Below are 19,851 nucleotides of genomic sequence, written 5' to 3'. Positions count from 1 at the left end.
CGGCCGGCGCCTCAGGTCCGCGGTGTGCCCTCCAGCAGCCAGTCCAGCACGTCCGGCAGGGCGCGCAGGGCCGCGAAGTGGGCCGCCGCCGGCTCCAGCACCGCCGTGGCGCGGGGGATGCGCGCGGCCAGCCAGGAGGAGTGGGAGGCGGGCGAGAACACGTCCCGCGCGCCGTGCCACAGCAGCACCGGCACCCGGATCTGCGCCGGGTCGAACCCCCACGGGCCGGTCAGCGCCAGCACGTCGTCGAGCCAGCCGTAGGGCGAGGTGCGCAGCGCCTCCAGGTAGGCGCGCAGCAGCATGGAGCGGATGGTGAGGTCGGAGACGATCATCCGGTCCTCGTCGGTGAGATCCGCGCGCAGCTCCTCCAGCAGCCGCGCCGGGTTGCTGCGGATCGCCAGGGACCGCGGGATGAGCCGGGCCGCGTACCGCTCCGGGTCGGTGCACGCCGCGCGGAACTCGCTGACGTTGGACGGCGCCATGCCCGCGAACCAGTCCAGCCCCTCCGCGTCCCGCGGCGCGAGCCCCACCAGCGCGGCCGCCCGGGTCACCCGCTCGGGCAGCAGCGCCGCGCAGGCCAGGGCGTGCGGGGCGCCGCCGGAGCGGCCGGCCACCGCGAACCGGTCCAGGCGCAGCGCGTCGGCGACGACGGCCACGTCCGCCACCACATCCGCCACCCGCCGCCCGGGCCGGCGGTCCGAGCCGCCGTAGCCGGGGCGGTCGAAGCTGATGAGCCGCGCCCCGCGCTGGTGGAGGAACATCGGCCGGGGCCGGGGACCGACCCGGCTGCCGGGCATGCCGTGCAGCAGGAACACCGGACTGCCGTGCGGATCCCCCGAGACGTCGAACCGCAACCGCCGCCCGTCCGCCGTCCGCACCTGGTCATGCACCGCCGCGTCCCCCTCCCCCGGGCCCATGACCGGGACCACGCTGCCGATTCCCTGCCCGGGCGGCCGCGCGGCGAAACGGCGCGGCCGGGCCGCCGGGCCCGCTGCGGCCGGCGGCGCTCTCAGCGGGCGAACCAGCAGCGTACGGTCGTACCGTCCGCCCCCGTGTGCACCCGCACCAGATCCGCGACCAGGTTGACCAGCAGCAGCCCGCGCCCGCCGCGCTGCTCGCGCGGCGCGGGCCGGCGCCCGGCCAGCGGGTCGGTGATGCGGCCCCGGTCGCGCACCTCGCACAGCACGTGGCCGTCCTCGGCCCACACCCGCAGCACGCCCGAACCGCCGCCGTGCACCACGCTGTTGGTGGTGAGCTCGGCGGTGACCAGGGCCAGGTCCTCCAGCCGGATCCCGGTCAGGCCGAGCCGGGCGCCCTCGCCGGTGGCGACGTGCCGCGCGCGGGAGAGCAGCGCGGCGTCGAAGGGGAACGTCAGGGCGTGCGGGACGACGGGGAGCGGCTCGTTGTAGCCGGCGACGACGCGGTCGGGGTCGTACGCCGCGCTGTCCCGCTGCCGGCCCGGTCCGGCCGGGATGACGACGGGGTGGGTGGCGTGCGCGTCGGCCAGCACCCGCTCGTCCAGGCGCCGCTCGTCGTACGGGCACAGGATGGTCGCCTCGCGGCCGCGGAAGGCCGCGTTGATCAGCGCCTCGTGCTGGGCGCAGGCCGGGTACTCGGCGGCGCTGCGGCCGGCCCAGATCGGCTCGCCGACGATCCGCACCCGGCGGCCGGGCGGCTGGGCGTCGGCGAAGGCACGCAGCACGCCGGGGATGATCCGGCCCGGGTTGCGGCCGGCCCGGCGCATGTCGAGCAGCCGGACCCGCTCCGCGTCCTCGCCCAGCGCGGCCCGGACGAGCTCCAGGTTCTCCCCGGGCACGGCCACGGCGACCGGCTCCCCGCCGGCCAGGCCCGCCCGGACGAACGGCACGATGCCGGCCAGGTACTCCTCCTGGTCGCGGTAGAACAGCGCGGGATGGACGAAGGGCCCCGGACGCGGCGGCAGCCCGGCCCCGGCGGGCGCGGACGTCATCGCCCCACCCCCTCGCCCGCCGGCGGGCCGGGCCGGAACGGTTGCCGGAACGGCTCCGGTATCCGGGGCGGCTCGGGAGGCGGCCGGTGCGTGCCGCGCCGCCGGGCCGGCGCGGGGCGGCGCGCGGCGGCCGCGGACGCGCCGACGCCGGCGGCGGTGTCAGCGGCGTCGGAGTCGGCGGCGGTGTCAGCGGCGCCGGCTGCGCCGGTCACGGCCGGAAGCTCAAGGTCGTACACGTCCTCACCCTCACGTAGCGCCTGTTCCGGCGCGCGTTCCCGCATGGCGCGCGTGGCCGGGCCGGTCTCCCCCGTCGCCCGCGGCCGGTACCGCCCGGGCAGCGGCCGGGCCGCCCGCCCCGGCGCCCCCGCCCGCGGTGGGACACCGCCGGCCGGGGTCCGCACCCGGCAGGGGTCCTCCCCACCGTCTCCCTCGCGCTCCCGGACGCGCCGCCCAGTATTCTCCACGCCCGCGCTCCGTTCCGCCCGTGTACCCGGGGCGGGGGCGGTCAGCCCCGGCGAGGGCGGTGGCGGCGCACGCCGTCGCCCGGCCGGGTGATCCCCGCCCGCCGACCGGGTGTAGGACGCCACAAAGCGGGCAGGCGAACCGCAGCGCCGCCCGGGGGCGGAACCGTCCGTCGTCCGGGCGGGCGGCGACGGGGGAAGGCCACGCCGGAACGGCGCACGCACACTGTCGGGGACCACCAAGGCGGGACATGACCTCAGCGGCACCATCACCTCTCGCAGGACGACCTCACACCGACCGGCCCGGCGCCTCCGCGACCGGGCGGCTCCCGGCCGGAGACGCTCCGGCAGGGGGCATCCCGGCGGAGGGCACCCCGGTGGAGGGCACCCCGGTGGAGGACGCTCCGGTGGAGGGCACCCCGGTGGAGGGCACCCCGGCGGAGGGCGCTCCGGTGGAGGGCGCTCCGGTGGAGGGCGCTCCGGCAGGCGGCGCGGCGGCCGGCGCCTCCGCGGAAGGCGCCCCGGCCGAAGACCCTCCCATGGGAGGCATTCCCGCCCCGGCCGCCCCCGGCGGCCGCGTCACCCCCCGCCTGCGCGTCCTGGAGATCGACCGCCGGATCGAGGGCGACGGACGGGCCGTGCTCAGGCCGCGCGGCGAGCTGGTCCGCGGCGGCCCCGGCCTCCTGGCCGAGACGCTGGCCGCGCTGCCGCCCGGCGTGCGCGGGATCGACCTGGACATGGCCGGGGTGACGTTCATGGACTCGGCCGGCCTGGAGTTCCTCGACACCCTCGCCGAACACGGCCGGCGCCGGGCGGTGCCGGTCGGCACCACCGGCTGGCGGGGGCAGCCGCGCCGGGTCCTGGAACTGGCCGGCCTGGACACCACCGACCCGCTGCGCGCCCCGGCGGACGGCCCCGCCGCTCCCGCCCTCGCCTCCTCGGCGGTGGCCCGGGAGCGGGCGGAGCGGCTGCGGCTGCTGGAGGAGGAGATGCGGGGGCTGCAGGCGGAGATCGCCCAGCTCCGCCACGCGATCACCTCGCGCCCGGTGATCGACCAGGCCCGCGGCATCCTGATGGCCGCCCACGCCTGCACCTCCGAGCAGGCCTGGACCATCCTGCGGCAGACCTCCCAGCTGTCCAACACCAAGCTGCGCACCGTGGCCGCCGCGGTCACCGCCAGCGCCGGCCCCGGCGCCCCGCCGCCGCCCCCCGAAATCCGTACCGCTCTGCGCAGGGCGGTCGCCCGCACCCTCACGGACTGACGCCCGCACCCTCACGGACTGACGCCCGCACCCTCACGGACTGACGCCCGCACCCTCACGGACTGGCGCCCGCACCTTCACGGACTGGCGCCCGCACCTTCACGGACTGATCCGCGCCCCACCGCCTCCCGAACTTTCCGAGCTTCCCGGGCTTCCAGGACTTCCCGGCCTCCCGCCCGGCCGTCCGCCGCCCGCCCCATGCCCTCGGCCCGCCCCGTCGGAGACGCACGCCCCGCCACCCCAGCCCGGAATTCACCCGATCGCGCCGCCCCGCCGCCGTTAGCCCGGCAGAGGGCACGGGTACCCGGGGCACCCCGGTACCGGCCCTCCGCCGAGGAGACCCCCCATGGGCTTCAATCCCCTCGAACACCAAGGCATCCCCCTGGAACGCCAGGTCCGCGACTGGCGCGAACTCGACGTCGATCCCGTGGACCCCGACCGGGGCGACCCGTACACCCGCTGCCGCATCATCACGATGAACGGCATCGAGGTGGAGGCGATCCTCTTCAACCACCAGTTCGCCCGCCACTGCCCGGACGCGGAGGTGAAGCGGCAGCTCGCGCAGGTCCGTTACGTCGAGGCGCAGCAGCAGAAGGCGGTCAACTGGCTGCTGCCGGGCCTGGCCTCGGTGCTGGAGACGACGATCGCCTACGAGCAGGTCGCGGTCGACCTCACCGGCTGGGTCGCCCGCCACGAGCCCGACCCGTACCTGCGGCAGGCGTACGAGTTCGGCGTGCTGGAGGACTTCGACCACCTGTACCGGTACGCGAACCTGTACGAGATGATCGAGCACCGCAAGGCGGAGTCGATCGTCGACGGCCTCACCGAGGTCATGCCGGGCCGCCCGACCAAGTTCCACCACCGCGACCCGTACGACAACGTGCGCGACCCGTACGACCGCGGCACCACCGACCCGCTCTCCAAGCTGCACGCGCTGACGATCATGTCGGCGGAGCAGCAGACCATGAACTTCTACATGAACGTCGGCCCCCAGTACATGGAGCCGATCGCGCGGCGGCTCTACCAGGAGATCGGCCTGATCGAGGAGGAGCACGTCACCCACTACGAGTCCCTCGTCGACCCGGGCGAGACGTGGTGGGAGCAGCTCGTCAACCACGAGTACAACGAGTGCTACCTCTACCACTCCTTCATGGAGCAGGAGCCCGACCCGAAGGTGAGGGCGATCTGGGAGCTGCACCTGAACATGGAGCTGGAGCACCTGCGCATCGCCTGCGACCTGATGCGCCGTCACGACGGCCGCGAGCCGCGGGAGATCCTCGCCCCGGAGCTGCCGAACGTGCTCACCTTCGAGGAGAACAAGCAGTTCGTGCGCCACCTGCTGGACACGCAGATGGACCTCACCACCCTCGGCGCCGGCTACGTCCGCGACGCGCACGAGCGGTTCCAGCGGATGCAGGAGCGGATCCACGGCGGCCAGGAGCCGCCGAGCGAGCAGGTGATGGCGCAGCACCGGGAGATGTTCGGCCGCGAGTACCGCATGGAGACCGAGGGCCCGCACCCCGACATCGCGTCCAGGGAGAAGTGACATGGCCGGCATCACCGCCTCCGACACCGACGTGGTCGCCCTGCTGATGCGTCAGCACGGCGACATCCGCACCCTCTTCGACGAGGTGGAACGGGCCACCGGGAACGAGCGCCGGGCCGCCTTCCGCCGCCTGGTGCAGCTCCTCGCCGTGCACGAGACGGCCGAGGAGGAGATCGTCCACCCCTTCACCCGCCTGTCCGTCCCGGACGGGGAGAAGGTGGTCGAGGACCGCCTGCGGGAGGAACGGAAGGCCAAGGAGACCCTCTCCCAACTGGACGACATGGACCCGGACAGCCCGGAGTTCCTGCCCGCGCTGGAGGCCTTCCGCCTGGAGGTGATGGCGCACGCCCGGGCCGAGGAGCGCTACGAGTTCAACCACATCCGCCGCACCGCCGGCCCGGCCCGCCTGGCCGCGATGGCGGCGGCGCTGCGCGCGGCCGAGGCCGTGGCGCCGACCCGCCCGCACCCGGGCACCGAGTCCGCGGTGAAGAACCTGATGCTGGGCCCGGTCGCGTCCGTCATGGACCGCACCCGGGACGCGGTGCGCAAGGCCATGGGCAGGAACGGGTAGACGCACCGGCCTCCGCCCACCGGCGGGGCGCCGGCCGGCCGGTCGGGGCCGGGACCGCCGCGGCCGCCGGCGGGGCCGTCTTCCGCGGCCGCCGGCGGGGTACCCGGTCCCCGAACCTCCCCGAGAGACCGGCACCGCACCCAGGAGTCACCACGATGAGCGAACAGACACCGTCCCAGGCGGAGGGCGAGCGGGACACCTCCGCCGACGAGCGGCCCGAGCCGCCGCGGACGACGCCGTCCCAGGCGGAGGGCGAGCGCGACGACGTCCCCGAGCCGGGGGGCGAGAAGGAATAGCGGGCTCCGGCCTGGGGCTCGGTCTCCGGCCTGGAGCTCCGGCCCTGGGTGGGCTCGGGCTCTAGGTGGGCTCGGGCTCTGAGCGGGCTCGGGCTCTGAGCGGGCTCGGGCTCTGAGCGGGCTCGGGCTCTGAGCGGATTTCGGCCCCGAACGGGGTCCGGCCCCGCGCGGGGCCCGGGAAGCGGCCCCGTCCCCTTCCGCGTCCCCGCCCGCGTCCGGGCCGCGCCGGGTGACGCGGCGGACGGGGACGAGGACCGGCCGGTGTTCCGCGCCGGGTGCCGTCCCTTCCGCCGGATCGCCGGGCGGGACCGCCAGGCGGTCCGCTCCCCGCAGGCGGCGTCCGCCGTACCGACGGGCCGTCCCGCCGCCGCTCCGGGTCCGTGCGTCGGCGGCGCGGCGGTGGGCCGGTCAGCGGCCGGGCGGAGGGGCCGGGGCGGCGGCCGACGGGACGGCCCGGGCGCGCTTGGCGGCGTACTCGTCCGCGGTGACCGACAGGGACCGCGCGATCTGGCGCAGGTAGGAGATGAGCCGTTCGGTCTCCTCCGGGCCGCCGTCGCCCGCATGGGCGGTCTTCTCCCACGCCTGCTGCAGGATCGCCTCCGCCTGGGCCCGCGCGGCCCGCACCATGTTCCGGGCCTGTTCCCGGGCGACGGAGACGGTCTGCTCGGCCGCCTGCTGGGCGCGGGCCTGCTGCAGCACGGCGTCCACGGTCGGCACACCGGTCGGGCCGCTGCCGTCGCCGATGTTGTTCGCGCGGATCCAGTCCCGGTGGCGCTGCATGTCCGCCCGCAGGCGGTCGTTCTCCTCCTTCAGTTCGGTCAGGGCCGTCGCGCAGCGGCGCAGGGCGTCGTGCACCGCTTCCTCGTTGTAGCCGCGTCGCGTCAGGGAGGCCCGGGGAAAGGTCATCGATCGCAGTGCCTCGGGGGTCACCCGGTACTCCCCCGGATGGCGTGCTCCTGTCCTGTTCACGTGTCTCCGATCACCGAGCGTCTTCGAAGTGCAGCAGGTCGTGGGGGACGCCCGCGCTCGCCAGATCGCGTACGGTCGCGGACACCATGGCCGGCGAGCCGCAGACGTAGAAGGAACGCCCGTGCCAGGCGCCGGCGCGCAGGACCGGGCCGGCGAGGCTGCGGTTGTCGAAGGTGCCGGCGTCCGCGCCGACCAGCGGTGTGACCCGGAGCCACGGGTGGGCCTCGGTCAACTGCCGCAGCACGGGCTGGTCGTACAGGCCGTGCGTGTCGCGTGCCCCGACGAACAGGTCCACCTGCCGGTGCGGCCCGTGCCGGGCGATCTCCTCCACCAGGGCGCGCAGCGGGGCCAGTCCGGTGCCTCCGGCGATCAGCACCAGGTCCCGGCCGCCGGACGCCCGCAGCGTGAGCCGGTCGCCGACCGGGGCCCCCAGCCGCAGCACGTCGCCCCGTCGCAGTCCGTAGACCATGGCCGGGCTGACCAGGCCGCCGTCGACGGCGCGCACGTGCAGTTCGACGGTCCCGTCGGCGCGCGGCGCGTTGGCCGGGGTGAACGACCGCCAGGTGCTCGGCACCGTCGGGGTCTGCACCATGACGGACTGGCCGGCCAGGTACGTCATCGGATGGTCCAGGCGCAGCGTGAGGACCGCGAGGTCGAAGCCGCGCCGCTCGTGGTGCACCACCTCGGCGTTCCACCACGGCGGGTTGACCCTGCTGTCGGCCTCCGCGGCCTCCACCATGGTGCGGGCCACCAGGGTGTACGCATCGGTCCAGCCGCGCTGCAGCTCCGGGGTCCACGCATCGCCCAGGAAGTAGGCCAGCGTGGCCAGCAGCGCCTGTCCCACGGCCTCGTAGTGCTGCGCCACCACCTGGAACTTCCGGTGGTCGCGGCCCAGTTGCTGCAGGTACGGAACGAGCCGGTCCGGGTTGTCCGCGTCCGCGACGATCCGGCCCAGGGCGGCGACGAGCCGATCGCGCTGCACGTCCATGGAGACCGGGAACATCGGCCGGACCTCCGGCGCGATGAGGAACAGGTACGAGTAGAAGTACCGGGGTACCTCGTCCCCCGACTTGCCCACCAGGGCGAAGGAATCTCGCAGTGCCTGGGAATCGCTCATGTCCGCCCTCCGGTGGCTGGTATCAGGGGGGACCTCCGAAATGCTCGGGAGCCGTTCGACGGCTCGTCAGAAACTGTGTGCCGGGCTCGGGTTCAGCGTGCGGCGGGGTCGCCGGCCGCCGCCATGGTGCTGCTGATCACGCCGTAGACCGCCGTCCAGGATTCCTCGACGGCCGGCGTCCACGCGTCGCCCGCGTAGTGGCGCAGGGCGGCGATCAGGCTGTCCCCCACGGCGGGATAGTGCTCCGCCAGCGCGCCGTAGCCGGCGTGGCGGCGCCCCAGGTTCTGCAGCATGCCCACCAGCGTGTCGGTGTTCTCCAGGTTGGCGACCAGGGCACCCAGCGCGGCCCACAGGCGGTCGCGCTGCTCGTCGAGGTGGGCGGCGAACAGCGGGCGCAGCTCGGGGTGGTGGGTGAACAGGTGGTCGTAGAAGTACTCGGTCAGCTGTGGCCCGTGGGACTGGACGGCCGCGAAGCTGCTTCGGATGAGTGAGGGGTCTGCGGTCACGCGGGCCGACTGTAGCCAGCCGCGTACTGTTCGAACAAGCCGGGCCCGAAGCGGTCGCCGGGCGGTGGCGCCGGGGCCGGGCGGCCACGGTTTGTGACCGCGGGCTCGAAGGATGACGCCGAACTGGTCATATGTGCAGGGCAAGTTGACGAGGTGAGGGGGTGTTGTGACCTTTGCCATAAGGGAGTTGCACCCGCATCCTCGCTACACTGCCCTGCCGACCCCCACTGCCGGACCGACCCGGATCCGGAGACGGGGAAGCCCCGGGCGCACCCGCCGGGGGCTATGCCGTTCCCGCAGGCCGCAGAACCGCCCGACCCGGGCGCGGGGCCCCGCGGGTGGAGAGGGCGGCGGCCCTGTCGCGGACGGGCCCGGCTCGCACTCGCCGCGGGCGGGAGTTCGCCATGGACGGGACACCATGTCGCAGGCGGGAGCTCTCCGCGGGCAGATTGAGTACGGGTACTCACGACACCGCGCGGCCGCCTGGGCGATGGTCGCCTGGTGAGGGTGAACACCGAGCGCAGGGGGCGGGGGCCTGCCGTGGTCCTGGCCGTCGTCGAGTCCGCAGCTCTCGTCCTGGTCCTCCTGTCGTGGTGGGCGACCTACTGGTCGTGGGATCCGCAGCACCAGGGCGATCCGCCGGGCCCCTACGCCGGGAAGGTCCTGGCGGTGGCGATCGCCGCCCTGGTCGCCGCGGTCGTGGCCGGGATCCGGCGCGTGCGCGCGGTCGCCGTCGGCCAGGCCGTGATGGTGGTCGTCGCCTGCGGCGTCCTGCTCTTCCTGAAATCCGCCGGGGAGCGCGCCTACGAGCGTTCCTACCGGGACGCCTGCCACGCCGGCCTGGAGTGCGCCGACCCCCGCCGGCCTCCCCGGTGATCCGCCGGCACGGCTCGGCGGCGGCTCCGGGAGCACGGTGCCGGCGGCCGCCCCAGGGCCTCGTGCGGGCGGTCCGGAGGCGGGCGCGCCGCAGGTGTGCGGTCAGGACCTCCTGGTTCAGGACCTCCTGGTTCAGGACCTCGTGGTTCAGGACCTCGTGGTGCAGACCGTCCCGTTGATGCGGAAGACCGTCGGCGCGGGGTTGGGGCCGTCGTTGGCGCCCGTGAAGCCGAACGAGACGGTCGAGGCGCCGTCGGCCGCCAGGCGGGTGTTGCCGTCCGCGCCGGTCGCGTGCACGTGCCCGTCGTCGTCGGTGACCTCGGCGTTCCACGCGCCGGTCACGGACTGCCCGGCGTCGGGCCAGTCGAAGTCCAGGCTCCAGCCGTCGACGGGGTCCGGGCCCAGATTGGTCAGGGTGACGGCGGCGACGAAGCCGTTGCCCCAGCCGGCCGTCACCCGGTACTCGACCGCGCAGGTGCTCCGTCGAGGCGAACCGGTGGTGAAGGTCAGGGGTGCCGAGGGCCGGGAGAGGCGTCCCGCGGCGTCGGTGGCCAGGACGTTGACCGTGTGGACGGACCCCGGCGGCAGGTTGGGCACGGTCACGGACGTGCCGGTGGACTCGGCCAGCAGCCGCAGGCCGGTCCCCGACTGCTCGTAGACGCCGTAGCGGACCACCTTCCCGGTGGCGGCGGGCCAGGACAGATCGACCGAGGTGTCGCTCACCGAGGTGGTGCGGGGCGTGCCCGGGGTGCCGACCTGAGTCGACGGGCCGCTGTCCGGCTGCGGGTGAAGGGTCAGCACGGTGAGGGAGGACGGGGGCAGGACGGCCCGGGAGGACGAGGCCGTGCCGGGCGCCGGCACCAGGTCGGCGTCGCCGGGTGCCCAGCGCAGCACCGCCGGGGCGCCGCGGTCCGGGGTGAAGCCGGCGTAGTCCAGGTCCACGGTGTGCGCCGCGCCGGCGTCCTTGTTGACCAGCAGCACGGCCAGGTCGCCGTCCGCCTGCTCGACGGCGTGCGCGGAGACGCGCGGGGAGGAGGAGCCGGAGGCCACCATGGTGTCGCCGGCGCCGCCGAGTGCGGCGAGGGCCTTGATTCCGTAGTAGGGGGCGAACGGGGTGTTGGCGGCCGGTTCGCACACGGACCCGGAGCAGGTGGCATTGGACAGCATGCCCATGTCACCGTAGTCCGTCTCCCCGTCCACGGTGGAGACGGTGCCCGCCCCGTTGTGGGTGTCCCACCAGTCCACCGTGAACACGCCGTTCTCCAGGGCGGTCATCATGGCGTCCGCCGCGAAGAGGCCGTTGGGGCGGGTGGTGAACGGGGTGCCGCCCGTGCTCGCGTTCACCTCCGTCATGGCGATGCCGATCCGCGCCGCGTCGGTCCCGGCGTAGCGGTCCAACAGGTTGCGTATCTCGCGGAGTTCGCCGGGAAGCCGCGCCACCTTGTCCACGGCCGGGTCGTCGGCGGAGCCGCCCGGGTACCAGTGCACGCTCACGAAGTCGATGTCGTGGGCGACCTCGGCGAGCACGCTGTGGTTCCAGTCGCCGGCGTCGCCGCTGCCGATGACCCCGTCCGGCCAGTTGCCGGGCGTGGTCAGCACGGCGCCGATCCTCACGGTGGGGTCGACGGCCCTCATCGCGGCGGCGTAGGCCTTGACCTGGCGGGCGTACTCCTTCGGCGACTTGTCGGCGTGGGTGTCGTTCTCCCAGCCGCTGCCGTAGTGGCCGTTGCCGTAGATCTCGTTGCCGATCTCCCAGTACTGGGCGCCGTAGTGCCGGGTGACGTTGGCGTACCTGACCCAGTCGGCGGCCTCCTCGGGAGTGCCGGAGCCGTAGTTGGCGATGATCACCGGCTGTGCGCCCGCGGCCTTCACGGTGCCCATGAAGTCGTCGAACCCGGTGCCGGGCGCGACGTAGCCGCCGGGCGCGCTGTGGTCCTTCCAGTGGTAGATGTCCGCGTACGACCCGCCCGGGTAGCGCAGGGCGCCCACGCCCGCGGCCTTCATCAGGGAGGCCACCTCCGGGTCGTTCATGTGCGCGTCCCAGATGGCGGCGTTGGCGCCCAGCGCGGCGGGGCCCAGAACGCCCAGCCCGGCGTCGGCGTTCACGGTGACGGTGGCGTCCGCCGCGGCGGCCGAGGCCCGGGACGACAGGGGGAGCACGCCGGCGAGAGCGGCGAGGGCGGTCGCGGCCACCGCGGCGAGTCTGCGGTGGCGGTGGGGACGGGCGGATCTGTCGCGAGACGGCACAGCGGTTTCCTCCCGGTGGGGGCGCCGCGCGAGGGCACGGCCGCGGGCATGGCTGCGGGCATGGGAGACGGGGACGGGCGGGTCCGCGTGCCGCGTCTCCGTCGGAAGGGTGGAGCCAGAACTGGGGAGCCAGAGCTGGGAACCAGAGCCGTGGGAGCGCTCCCATAGTGGGGAGTCCGACTGCCGCTGTCAACGGTCGTCGCGTTGCCCGGATGCGGGCGGGCGGGGAGGACGGCCGGAACGGACCGCCGGAGAGGACGGCCGGGGCGGCTCCGCTCCGGCTCCCGCCCCGCTGCAGTCCGCCCTCTGCGGTCCGCCCTCTGCGGTCCGCCCTCTGCAGTCCGCCCGCTACAGTCCGCCGAGGCCCGGTGGGTCGTCCCACGTTTCCGGGGGAGCGATCAGGGCGTCATGGAGCCGGTCCAGAGACCCGGTCAACACCCCGTCGTACACGACTCTTTCGAGGCATCTGACGTCGTACGAGGACAGGGCGTCGTTCGTGCGCGGCACCAAGCGGTCACCGTCACGGTTCCGGTCCGGGACCATGGCCCGGCGTCCCGCCTCGGTCACGCCGGGATCCCACTTCTCGGAGTGCCGCTGGGCGAGGAAACCACCGGCCAGCGCCGGCACGGCGACGGCGAGGGCGATCAGGGCCGCACGGTCGCCCAAAGCGGCGAACACCGCGGCGACCAGGGCGAAGACGACGGTGCACCACAGCCAGACGAGCAGATTGGTGAAGGCCGCGTCGGCGGCGCGGCACCGGGTGGGGCTGCCCACCAGCCCCTGCCCGGCCAGACGGTCGCCGACGGCGTCGACGCTCGCGCTCTCGCCGAGCCGGTGCATGCGGTCCCACACGCGCCGGCGTGGTGCCAGGCCGATGACCTTGATGACATCGGCCTCGACCTCGTCCCGGGGGACGGGGTCGGTGATGGTGACCTCTTTGCCGTACGCGGTCAGCCGCCCGCCGAGCATCATGGCGGACAGGGCCGTGAGCACGACGCGCCAGCCCTGTCCGTGAAGGAACGCCACCTCGTACAGGCTCAACTCCTCGTGCTGCGGGCGCGGAGTGACCGGTGCGTCGACGAGGCGCCGATAGGCCCGGCGGAAACGCACGGCGGCCGCACCGACCAGCAGGCACAGCACGGCGAGCACCCCGAACCACACCATCGCCTTCCCCCTCGGCATCCAGCGGCGGAGCCTCCCGGCACACGCGGACGATACCCCCGCGCACGACGTGCCAAGCGCGGGCGGGACGGAGGCGGACGCCTGCCGGCGACCGCGTGCCGGAAGACCGCGAAGGCCCGGCATCTGGCCGTGGCCGCCGGTGGCTGCCACCCTCGGATGGTGAACCAACTCACGGTCGTTCAGTGGTGCTTGGCCGGCGCCGGTGTCGTGTATGCCGTGCTCAGCGTGGCCTGGTGGGTGCGTCGCCGCGCCAGCCGCAGACTCGACGCGGCGCTCGCCGATTTCGAGATCGACCCCTACCACGCCGTCTACACGACAGGCTGGACGACGGATGTCGACCGGGCAGCGGCGGCCGCGCTGATCGTCGACGGCCTGGCGCGGATCGACTCCGAGGGCGGCATCACCCTCACCGAGCGCGGCGCCGAGCCGATGAACACACCGGAACACCCCCTCCCCGCCGCCCTGCTGGACACCCTGCGGCGCACGGAAACGCCGACCTACCTGCGGAGACTCACCTCGGAGAGCGGTTACCGCGAGCGTCGCGAGAACTTCCTGAGCCGGCAGCAGGCAAGGGTCCCCGTCTGGCCGGCCGAGGACAAGACGGACACCCTCTTCCGCACGGCCACCCTGTCCCTGCTGGCGCTGTCCTTGTTCTACGCCGTGCAACTGTGGTGGCTGACCGGGGCGGCCTTCCAGGGATGGCGGGAGTTCCTGGCCGGGCTCATCACCACCCCGCTCCTCGGGCTGCTGATCGCGGTGCCGCTCGTTCTGCTGGCGGTGGGACTGTGGGTCGGCGTGCCCGACGTCTTCCGGCAGCACTGCGCCCGGTTGCCGGAACATCCGGCCATGCAAGCCCTGGACGAAGACCAGAGCCTGGCACTGCACCGGAGCGCGACGCACAAGGAGCCCTGGGAGCGACGCGAGGAGACCTGGTCGGACACCGGCACGGACACCTTCTGACGACGCCGGCGCCCGGCCGGGCGCCGCGGCTCCACGCCCGGGAGACGATCGCCCGTACGACCGGACAACCCGTACGGATGATCGATCTCAGGGACTGACCGCTCTCAAGGACCGTCCGATCTCAAGGACCGTCCGGTCTCAGGGAGTTGATCATCCCGGACAGTCCGGCCTGCGACCGCGGACAGGGACGCCGGCGGCTTCGGCCGGCTCACACCCCCCGGAACGGCGCCAACGGGACCGGCCGGATGCGCCATGCTGGGAGGCCGTACGGCATACCACGTGTTGCCCGGCCCGCCGGCGCACTGCGTGGCGTTTCCCTTCACGAGGTGGACTGATCAGTGAAGTCCGGCAAGAAGTCCGGTAAGTCGACCCTGGCGGCGTGGCTGCACCGCCTCGGCGCCGAACCCCTGGCGCAGGTGCTCGCGGCACGGCCGGACGCGGTGTCCCCGCCGGAGCCCCGTTCGGTGAGCGAACTGGCCGAACGCCTGCAACGCCCGGGCTCGGTCGCCCTCGCACTGCCCCGGCTCGCGCCGCCCTGCTCGCCGAAAGCGCCGAGGAACTGGCCGCCGCCTGCCACCGTTTGCTTCCCGCCGCCACCACGACGGCCCGCTTCGGCAGCGACCTGACCGCCGTCGTCACCGGCACGCCCGCCGCGCGGCTGGTCACGCTGCTGGACTCGGTCGCCGACCGGGAGACCAGCGGCACGGCCTCGCTGTGGCGGTTCAGCGCGGCGAGCGTCCGCCGCGCCCTGGACGCCGGCCGCGGCCCGGACTCCATCGAGGCCGACTTGACCGCCGTCGCCGCGGGCCCGCTGCCCCAGCCCCTGTCCTACCTGATCACGGACACGGCGCGCGGCCACGGCCGGATCCGCATCGCCTCGGCCGCCTGCGTCCTCCACGGCGAGGAACCCGCCCTCCTCGCCGAGATCGCCGCCCACCGCACACTCTCCCGACTGGGCCTGCGGCACCTCGCCCCGACCGTCCTCGTCAGCCGCACCCCGCTGGAGAAAACCCTCGCCGCACTGCGGGCCGAGGGATACGCGCCGGTCGCGGAGACGGCCGAGGGAACCGTGCGGGTCGAACGGCCGCGCAGGCACCGGGTGAAGGCGCCGGTACCGGCCCCGCGCAGAGCGGCCGACGGGCCCGGTGTCCGGTCCACCGCCGCCCCCGGGCGAGCCGAGCTGACCGCACTGGCCGCCCGGCTCGCGGACGCCCCGCTCGCCCACCCCGCCCCCGACCCGTACCACGGCCTCCCCTTCGCCACCGACACCGAAGAGATCATCGCCGGATGCGCGACCCGGCTCTCCCACGCCGACGTCCGCCAACTCGCCCACGCCGTCGACGACGGTACGGCGGTCACCGTCGAGTACGTCGACGCCACGGGCAGCCGCACGATCCGCACCATCAGCGGCCTCGAACTCGACCCTCCGTATCTGTACGCGTGGTGTCATCTCCGCGACGCGGAGCGGGTGTTCACGCTGTCGCGGATCCACGGGGTGATGCCCCCGACGTAGCGCCGGGCCGACGGGAACGGCGGGGACAAGACGTGCGCGGCGCGCCGTACGCGTCCCGAAGGATCGCCGACGGGAGCGCGCTCGCGCACTGTCGGTGACCGGCCGGCGCCGTTGCACAGCCGCACACGAGACCACCGAGCGGCTTTCGGCACACCACTGCAGCGGACATGACCGTACTGATCAGGGCTTCCGCGACCGGACCACCCGGGGTGCCGTCCAGGCTGAGGGGTGGTCCGGTCTTTGGGTTGTTGGAAGTCAGCTCAGGGCTTTTTTCACCTCGTGAAGGGTCGGTCGGTCCTCCGGTGCGTGGCTGAGCATCGCTTCGATCAGTTCGCCCAGTTCGCCGGGTACCTTCACCGGCCGGCGTCGTCCCTTCGCCACGGCTTCTCTCTGCACGGGGCGCGGAGCGTCGTCCGGGTACTCGACGGCGCGCCGGCCCGTGGCGGAGATGAGGAGAGAGGCACCGAGCGCGTAGATGTCGGCTTCCTGTGTCGGTTCGGCTCCTCCGGTCGCGAGGACGCTGCGGGCGATCTCCGGTGCCTCGTAGTGGACGAGGCAGCCGCGGAACGGGAAGTCGTATCCCGCGGGGATGCGCCCGCCCCGCGCCAGGGCGAGGTCGATGAGATGGGTCCGTTCCGGCCCGATGATGAAGTGGGCGGGCTGCACGTCGCCGTGGGCCCATCCCTTGGCGTGGAGTTCGGCCAGCGCTTCCACGCAGCGCAGCGCGACGTCGGCGTGCGGTTCGAAGGGCCGGTCGTTCCTGCGGCAGGGCTCCCACAGCCGGTACAGGTCCGGCCCTTCGTGCCACGGCTGGAAGTTCCACGTCCCGCGCTCCCACTCGCCGTAGGCGAAGTCGTCGCGGCCGAGGCGGTGCAGCACGGCTCCTTCGCGCGCGGGTGCGAGGGCCGTCCAGGGCTGGGCCGGCCAGTCGGCGGTGGCCTCGATCGGGTGGCCGACCTTCACGGCGTAGTGGCCCCGATCGCTCTCCACCTCCCAGACCATGGAGCCCCGGCGGTTCACGACCAGGCGCTGTGCCGTGGGCATCAGCGCGTCGAGCACCACGATCGGCAGTTCAGGGGATGACCCGGACAACGCTTCTTCTCCTTCCGGGCGAGCGCGGCCGGCCGGGGATCGAGGCCGGCCGCGTCGCTGCTGTCGTGTGCTACGCCTGACCGTAGGGCCGGCCGCAGTCGGAGTCGCACTGGGCGAGGTTCGTGCCGTCCACGGTCCACAGGTCGTCGAAGACCATGAACCCGGCCGCCTTCATGGCACGGGCCGAGGCGGCGACCTTCTCGGGATCGCGGGCCCCGCCGCCCGGCGCCGGGTTGTGGTGCAGGAAGCGGCCCGCGTACCGCTCGCACAGGGCCGCGTACTCCTTGGTGTGCAGGATGAGCGCGTGCAGGCCGAGGTCCACGTCGTCCGACGGGACCATGGGCACGGTGGCGGTGGCCGCGGTGACCACGAAGGCGACCGCCTGGTCCGCGATCCGCTCGGCCCGCTCGGGCGACTGCCCGTTGTGGGCGGCCACGAAGCGGGTGAGGCTTGCGAACAGCTCCTCACCCGCCACCGCGCGGCCGGTCCTCTGGTCGTTCGCCGTTGCCGTCATACGACTGCTCCTTGTGTGTGGCGGTGCATGGCAGTTACCGCCCGCATCGGTCGCCGATCCTTGGTGCGAGGACGACCAGGAGGCGGGCTTGGAAGGCCACCCCGGACGGGTGGGGGGAGCCGGGGAACGGGCACCCGTCCGGGGCGGCCGGTCTACTGGCCGGTGGCGAGAGCCACGCCGATCACCAGGCCGCACGACCCGCTGATCATGACGATGAGCAGGACTCCCGCATACCGGCCGACGGCGCGCATCACAGCCCGCATCGGCTGTTGCCGTTCCTGACGGCCAGGCGTGCGCTCAGTTCCTCCCGCGCACTCGGCGCCACCACGTTGCCCGGCATGGCCTCCCACTCCACGCCGCCACCGATCGGCCTTATCTGCACACGGCCGCCGACCTCGCCCATGACGACGCCGATACGTCCACTGGCGGTGTCCTTCGCCAGTTCACCGATGCCTGGTCTGGTCTGCTGGTTGCTCGCCATGCACAGGAGCATCCCGGGACGGAGAGCCCTGACAGAAGGTCAGGCTGATTACCCAACTTGGGTAATATCGCGACACGTAAACAACCAGCAACGTTGCGTAGCCCTCGCAGTGGGGAGCCACCCGATGCCCGACACCGACCGGCCGCAGGAACTTCCTGCCAGGCTGCTCACCGATCCCGAGATGATCGAAGCGTGTCGGGTACGGGACTTCGCCAGAGTCTTCCGGCTGGTGAAGACCAAGGCCGGCATCTACCCGTCGATGATCGCCCGGCGGTGCGATCTGACCCCGAGCCGCGTCGGCGAAGTCATCGCAGGACGGCGCCAGTTGCAGCACATGGACGTCATCGAGCGGATCTCCGACGGCCTGCGCATCCCAGGACACATGCTCGGACTTGCCCGCAGGCCGTGGGAGACGCCCCAGGCCCTCGCCGTATCCGAACGACAGGCGCCGCAACCGCCCGAGCCCGAGCAGCAGACCCGCGCGTCGCTACCCGGCCCCGACGTCGACAGCATCCTGGCCCTGGCCACGCAGACGAAGCTCAGCGCAGCGACACTCGAAGCCTTCCGCTCCTCCATCCAGGACTACTGGCGGCGAGACGACCAGCACGGCGGCGAGACGCTGAGGCCGGCCATCGTAGGCCAGCTCCGGTACGTCGTCGGCCTGCTGAAGGAGCACAGGCCGCCGTCCATCCAGAACGGCCTGTACGGCATCGCGGCCGAGCTGGCCCGCCTCACCGGCTGGACGTACTTCGACGCCCGCCAGTACCACCAGGCCCGCGCCTACTTCACCGAGGCGCTGCACCTGGCCAAGGAGATCGACGACCGGCAGTTCATGGCCAACGTCCTCGCCTGCATGAGCCTGCAGGCCACCTACCAGGACAAGCCCGCGGATTCCCTCGCGCTTGTGACCGCCGCCCAGGACCAGGCCCGCTCGGCCCTCGGTACCACCCCGCGCGTTCTGTCGATGCTGTCCATGCGCGAGGCGTTCGCCCACGCCACCCTCGGGAACCGCGCCGGCACCCACCGGGCGATCGGGGAAGCGCACCGCCACTTCGGGCGGATCAGGCCGAGCGACCCGGACCCGTCATGGGTGACCTACTTCGACGAGCCGAAGCTCATCGTGGACACGGGCATCGCCCATGGCCGACTGGGCGAAGCAGCAACCGCCGAGCCCTTGATCGCGGACGCTCTGCGGCGGGAGGCCCGCACCAACCAGCGAGGACGCGCGTTCCACTCGTTCTGGCTGGCACGGACGCAGCTGGACCAGGGCAAGCTCGACCAGGCATGCCACACGGCCACGCAAGCCCTGGAACCCGCGTCGGCGGTCGCCTCGGAGCGCGTGACGGGCCATCTCAGGGAGTTCTACGACCAGTTGGCCCCGCACCGGCAAGAGCCCGTAGCCCTGGCCTTCGAGGCGCGGCTGCGCGAACTCCTCCCGCCCGTCAGCGGATCGCCTCGTCCATGAGCAGATACAGCAGACCCACCAGCGATCCGCTGCTCACGATCTCCCGGCGGTCGATCATGCCCCGGATCTCGGAGAGGGGGATCCACTCGATACGGTCGGACTCGTTCTTCTCCGTGGGCGGCCCGGCGTAGGTCGCGCCGTCCACGCGGAAGACGTGGTGCTGCGAGTCGGTGATGCCGTTGGCCGGCTCCGCGTAGATGAGGGGCTTGATGGGCCCAGGGCGCCAGCCCGTCTCCTCCAGGACCTCGCGGGCCGCCGCCTCCTCCGGGGTCTCGCCCTCCTCGACCAGGCCCATGGGCAGCTCCCACGCCCACGAGTCGGTGATGAAGCGGTGCCGCCACATCATCAGGACCTCTTTGCGGTCGTTGACCACGGCGGCCACGGCCAGGTGCCGGAGCCGCACGACGTGGTACTCCCACCTGCGCCCATCAGGCTGCTGGACGTCGACCAGACACAGGTTCACCCACTTGTTGGTGTAGATCTGACGCTCACCGTGGGTCTTCCACTCCATACCTGCGGCCCCTCTCGATCAGCCTCCAGGATCGCAGACCGATCCGGAGGCGGATGCATGTTCTCCTCTTTTCGCGTCATCTTGACGAAATGCGGCGCGAGGCCCCGCCCTCCGGCTGGGGACTGAGCGTCAGGCGGACGGACCCAGGAGTGATGGCAGGGAGATCTCACCGAGGTCTCAGCCTGGAAAGCTTGGGTTGCCTACGGGTGGATGTCGGGTTGATCTGTGGCGGAGTGACGCCGGTCCTTCGGTGGACGCGCACGTGGTGCTTGCTGTTCCCGTGGTTTCTCGCACCGCCTGGCACGCATGGGGC

The 19,851-nt window shown here is 73.4% G+C and carries 19 protein-coding genes; 8 read left to right on the top strand and 11 right to left on the bottom strand.

What is annotated here, in order from left to right; all coding sequences use genetic code 11:
* Positions 1 to 11: 11 nt before the first annotated feature.
* Positions 12 to 890, bottom strand: a complete 879-nt coding sequence (locus tag IE225_RS04545; RefSeq protein WP_229879249.1) for an alpha/beta fold hydrolase — start codon at positions 888 to 890, stop codon at positions 12 to 14.
* Positions 891 to 1,009: 119 nt separating this feature from the next.
* The gene (locus IE225_RS04540; protein WP_190055983.1) at positions 1,010 to 1,969 is read right to left on the bottom strand and encodes an anti-sigma factor RsbA family regulatory protein; all 960 of its coding nucleotides are present in this window, start codon (positions 1,967 to 1,969) and stop codon (positions 1,010 to 1,012) included.
* A 1,000-nt stretch (positions 1,970 to 2,969) separates the two neighbouring features.
* Here IE225_RS04540 and IE225_RS04535 point away from each other — a divergent pair.
* The 4 genes from IE225_RS04535 to IE225_RS04520 all read left to right on the top strand — a co-directional run bounded on the left by IE225_RS04535 (position 2,970) and on the right by IE225_RS04520 (position 6,105).
* Positions 2,970 to 3,692, top strand: coding sequence for an ANTAR domain-containing protein (locus IE225_RS04535; RefSeq protein ID WP_190055982.1), 723 nt, complete (start codon positions 2,970 to 2,972; stop codon positions 3,690 to 3,692).
* A gap of 346 nt (positions 3,693 to 4,038) precedes the next feature.
* Entirely contained in the window at positions 4,039 to 5,238 is a 1,200-nt protein-coding gene (locus IE225_RS04530) for a hypothetical protein (RefSeq protein ID WP_190055981.1), read from the top strand.
* 1 nt (position 5,239) lies between these two features.
* Positions 5,240 to 5,809, top strand: a complete 570-nt coding sequence (locus IE225_RS04525) for a hemerythrin domain-containing protein (RefSeq protein WP_190055980.1) — start codon at positions 5,240 to 5,242, stop codon at positions 5,807 to 5,809.
* A gap of 155 nt (positions 5,810 to 5,964) precedes the next feature.
* Complete coding sequence (locus IE225_RS04520; RefSeq protein WP_190055979.1) at positions 5,965 to 6,105, top strand: hypothetical protein; 141 nt, start codon at positions 5,965 to 5,967, stop codon at positions 6,103 to 6,105.
* A 408-nt stretch (positions 6,106 to 6,513) separates the two neighbouring features.
* On the opposite strand, the gene IE225_RS04515 is transcribed toward IE225_RS04520, so the two are convergent.
* The 3 genes from IE225_RS04515 to IE225_RS04505 all read right to left on the bottom strand — a co-directional run bounded on the left by IE225_RS04515 (position 6,514) and on the right by IE225_RS04505 (position 8,697).
* Positions 6,514 to 7,035, bottom strand: coding sequence for a DivIVA domain-containing protein (locus IE225_RS04515; protein ID WP_268249986.1), 522 nt, complete (start codon positions 7,033 to 7,035; stop codon positions 6,514 to 6,516).
* A 49-nt stretch (positions 7,036 to 7,084) separates the two neighbouring features.
* Complete coding sequence (locus IE225_RS04510; RefSeq protein WP_190055977.1) at positions 7,085 to 8,191, bottom strand: globin domain-containing protein; 1,107 nt, start codon at positions 8,189 to 8,191, stop codon at positions 7,085 to 7,087.
* A gap of 92 nt (positions 8,192 to 8,283) precedes the next feature.
* Positions 8,284 to 8,697, bottom strand: a complete 414-nt coding sequence (locus IE225_RS04505) for a globin family protein (RefSeq protein ID WP_190055976.1) — start codon at positions 8,695 to 8,697, stop codon at positions 8,284 to 8,286.
* Positions 8,698 to 9,198: 501 nt separating this feature from the next.
* Here IE225_RS04505 and IE225_RS04500 point away from each other — a divergent pair.
* A complete protein-coding gene (locus IE225_RS04500; RefSeq protein ID WP_190055975.1) occupies positions 9,199 to 9,573 on the top strand; it encodes a DUF6234 family protein in 375 nt (124 codons plus the stop codon).
* A 147-nt stretch (positions 9,574 to 9,720) separates the two neighbouring features.
* On the opposite strand, the gene IE225_RS04495 is transcribed toward IE225_RS04500, so the two are convergent.
* A complete protein-coding gene (locus tag IE225_RS04495) occupies positions 9,721 to 11,766 on the bottom strand; it encodes a cellulose binding domain-containing protein (RefSeq protein WP_229879230.1) in 2,046 nt (681 codons plus the stop codon).
* A 402-nt stretch (positions 11,767 to 12,168) separates the two neighbouring features.
* The gene (locus IE225_RS04490) at positions 12,169 to 13,002 is read right to left on the bottom strand and encodes a TIGR04222 domain-containing membrane protein (protein ID WP_190055973.1); all 834 of its coding nucleotides are present in this window, start codon (positions 13,000 to 13,002) and stop codon (positions 12,169 to 12,171) included.
* A gap of 216 nt (positions 13,003 to 13,218) precedes the next feature.
* On the opposite strand from IE225_RS04490, the gene IE225_RS04485 reads away from it, so the two are divergent.
* Both IE225_RS04485 and IE225_RS04480 read left to right on the top strand, forming a co-directional pair.
* A complete protein-coding gene (locus tag IE225_RS04485) occupies positions 13,219 to 13,962 on the top strand; it encodes a hypothetical protein (RefSeq protein ID WP_190055972.1) in 744 nt (247 codons plus the stop codon).
* 580 nt (positions 13,963 to 14,542) lie between these two features.
* Positions 14,543 to 15,475: a helicase C-terminal domain-containing protein gene (locus IE225_RS04480; RefSeq protein WP_229879229.1), complete on the top strand. Its 933-nt coding sequence runs from the start codon at positions 14,543 to 14,545 to the stop codon at positions 15,473 to 15,475.
* Between the two features lie 255 nt (positions 15,476 to 15,730).
* On the opposite strand, the gene IE225_RS04475 is transcribed toward IE225_RS04480, so the two are convergent.
* The 3 genes from IE225_RS04475 to IE225_RS04465 form a co-directional block, all read right to left on the bottom strand.
* Positions 15,731 to 16,567 carry a protein kinase domain-containing protein gene (locus tag IE225_RS04475; protein ID WP_190055971.1) on the bottom strand — a complete coding sequence of 279 codons (837 nt, stop codon included), beginning with the start codon at positions 16,565 to 16,567 and terminating at the stop codon, positions 15,731 to 15,733.
* A gap of 70 nt (positions 16,568 to 16,637) precedes the next feature.
* Positions 16,638 to 17,081 carry a glycine-rich domain-containing protein gene (locus IE225_RS04470; RefSeq protein WP_190055970.1) on the bottom strand — a complete coding sequence of 148 codons (444 nt, stop codon included), beginning with the start codon at positions 17,079 to 17,081 and terminating at the stop codon, positions 16,638 to 16,640.
* 250 nt (positions 17,082 to 17,331) lie between these two features.
* A complete protein-coding gene (locus tag IE225_RS04465) occupies positions 17,332 to 17,574 on the bottom strand; it encodes a hypothetical protein (protein ID WP_190055969.1) in 243 nt (80 codons plus the stop codon).
* Between the two features lie 112 nt (positions 17,575 to 17,686).
* On the opposite strand from IE225_RS04465, the gene IE225_RS04460 reads away from it, so the two are divergent.
* Positions 17,687 to 19,027, top strand: coding sequence for an NsdA family TPR-like regulatory protein (locus IE225_RS04460; RefSeq protein ID WP_190055968.1), 1,341 nt, complete (start codon positions 17,687 to 17,689; stop codon positions 19,025 to 19,027).
* Here the strand turns inward: IE225_RS04460 and IE225_RS04455 are convergent.
* Positions 19,005 to 19,538, bottom strand: coding sequence for an NUDIX hydrolase (locus tag IE225_RS04455; protein WP_190055967.1), 534 nt, complete (start codon positions 19,536 to 19,538; stop codon positions 19,005 to 19,007). The two genes, IE225_RS04460 and IE225_RS04455, sit on opposite strands and share 23 nt — an antisense overlap.
* Between the last annotated feature and the right edge of the window lie 313 nt (positions 19,539 to 19,851).

Source organism: Streptomyces echinoruber, from assembly GCF_014651135.1.
Taxonomy (GTDB): domain Bacteria; phylum Actinomycetota; class Actinomycetes; order Streptomycetales; family Streptomycetaceae; genus Streptomyces; species Streptomyces echinoruber.
The sequence above is the reverse complement of the archived record's forward strand: the minus strand, read 5'-3'. Positions and strand labels throughout refer to the sequence as shown.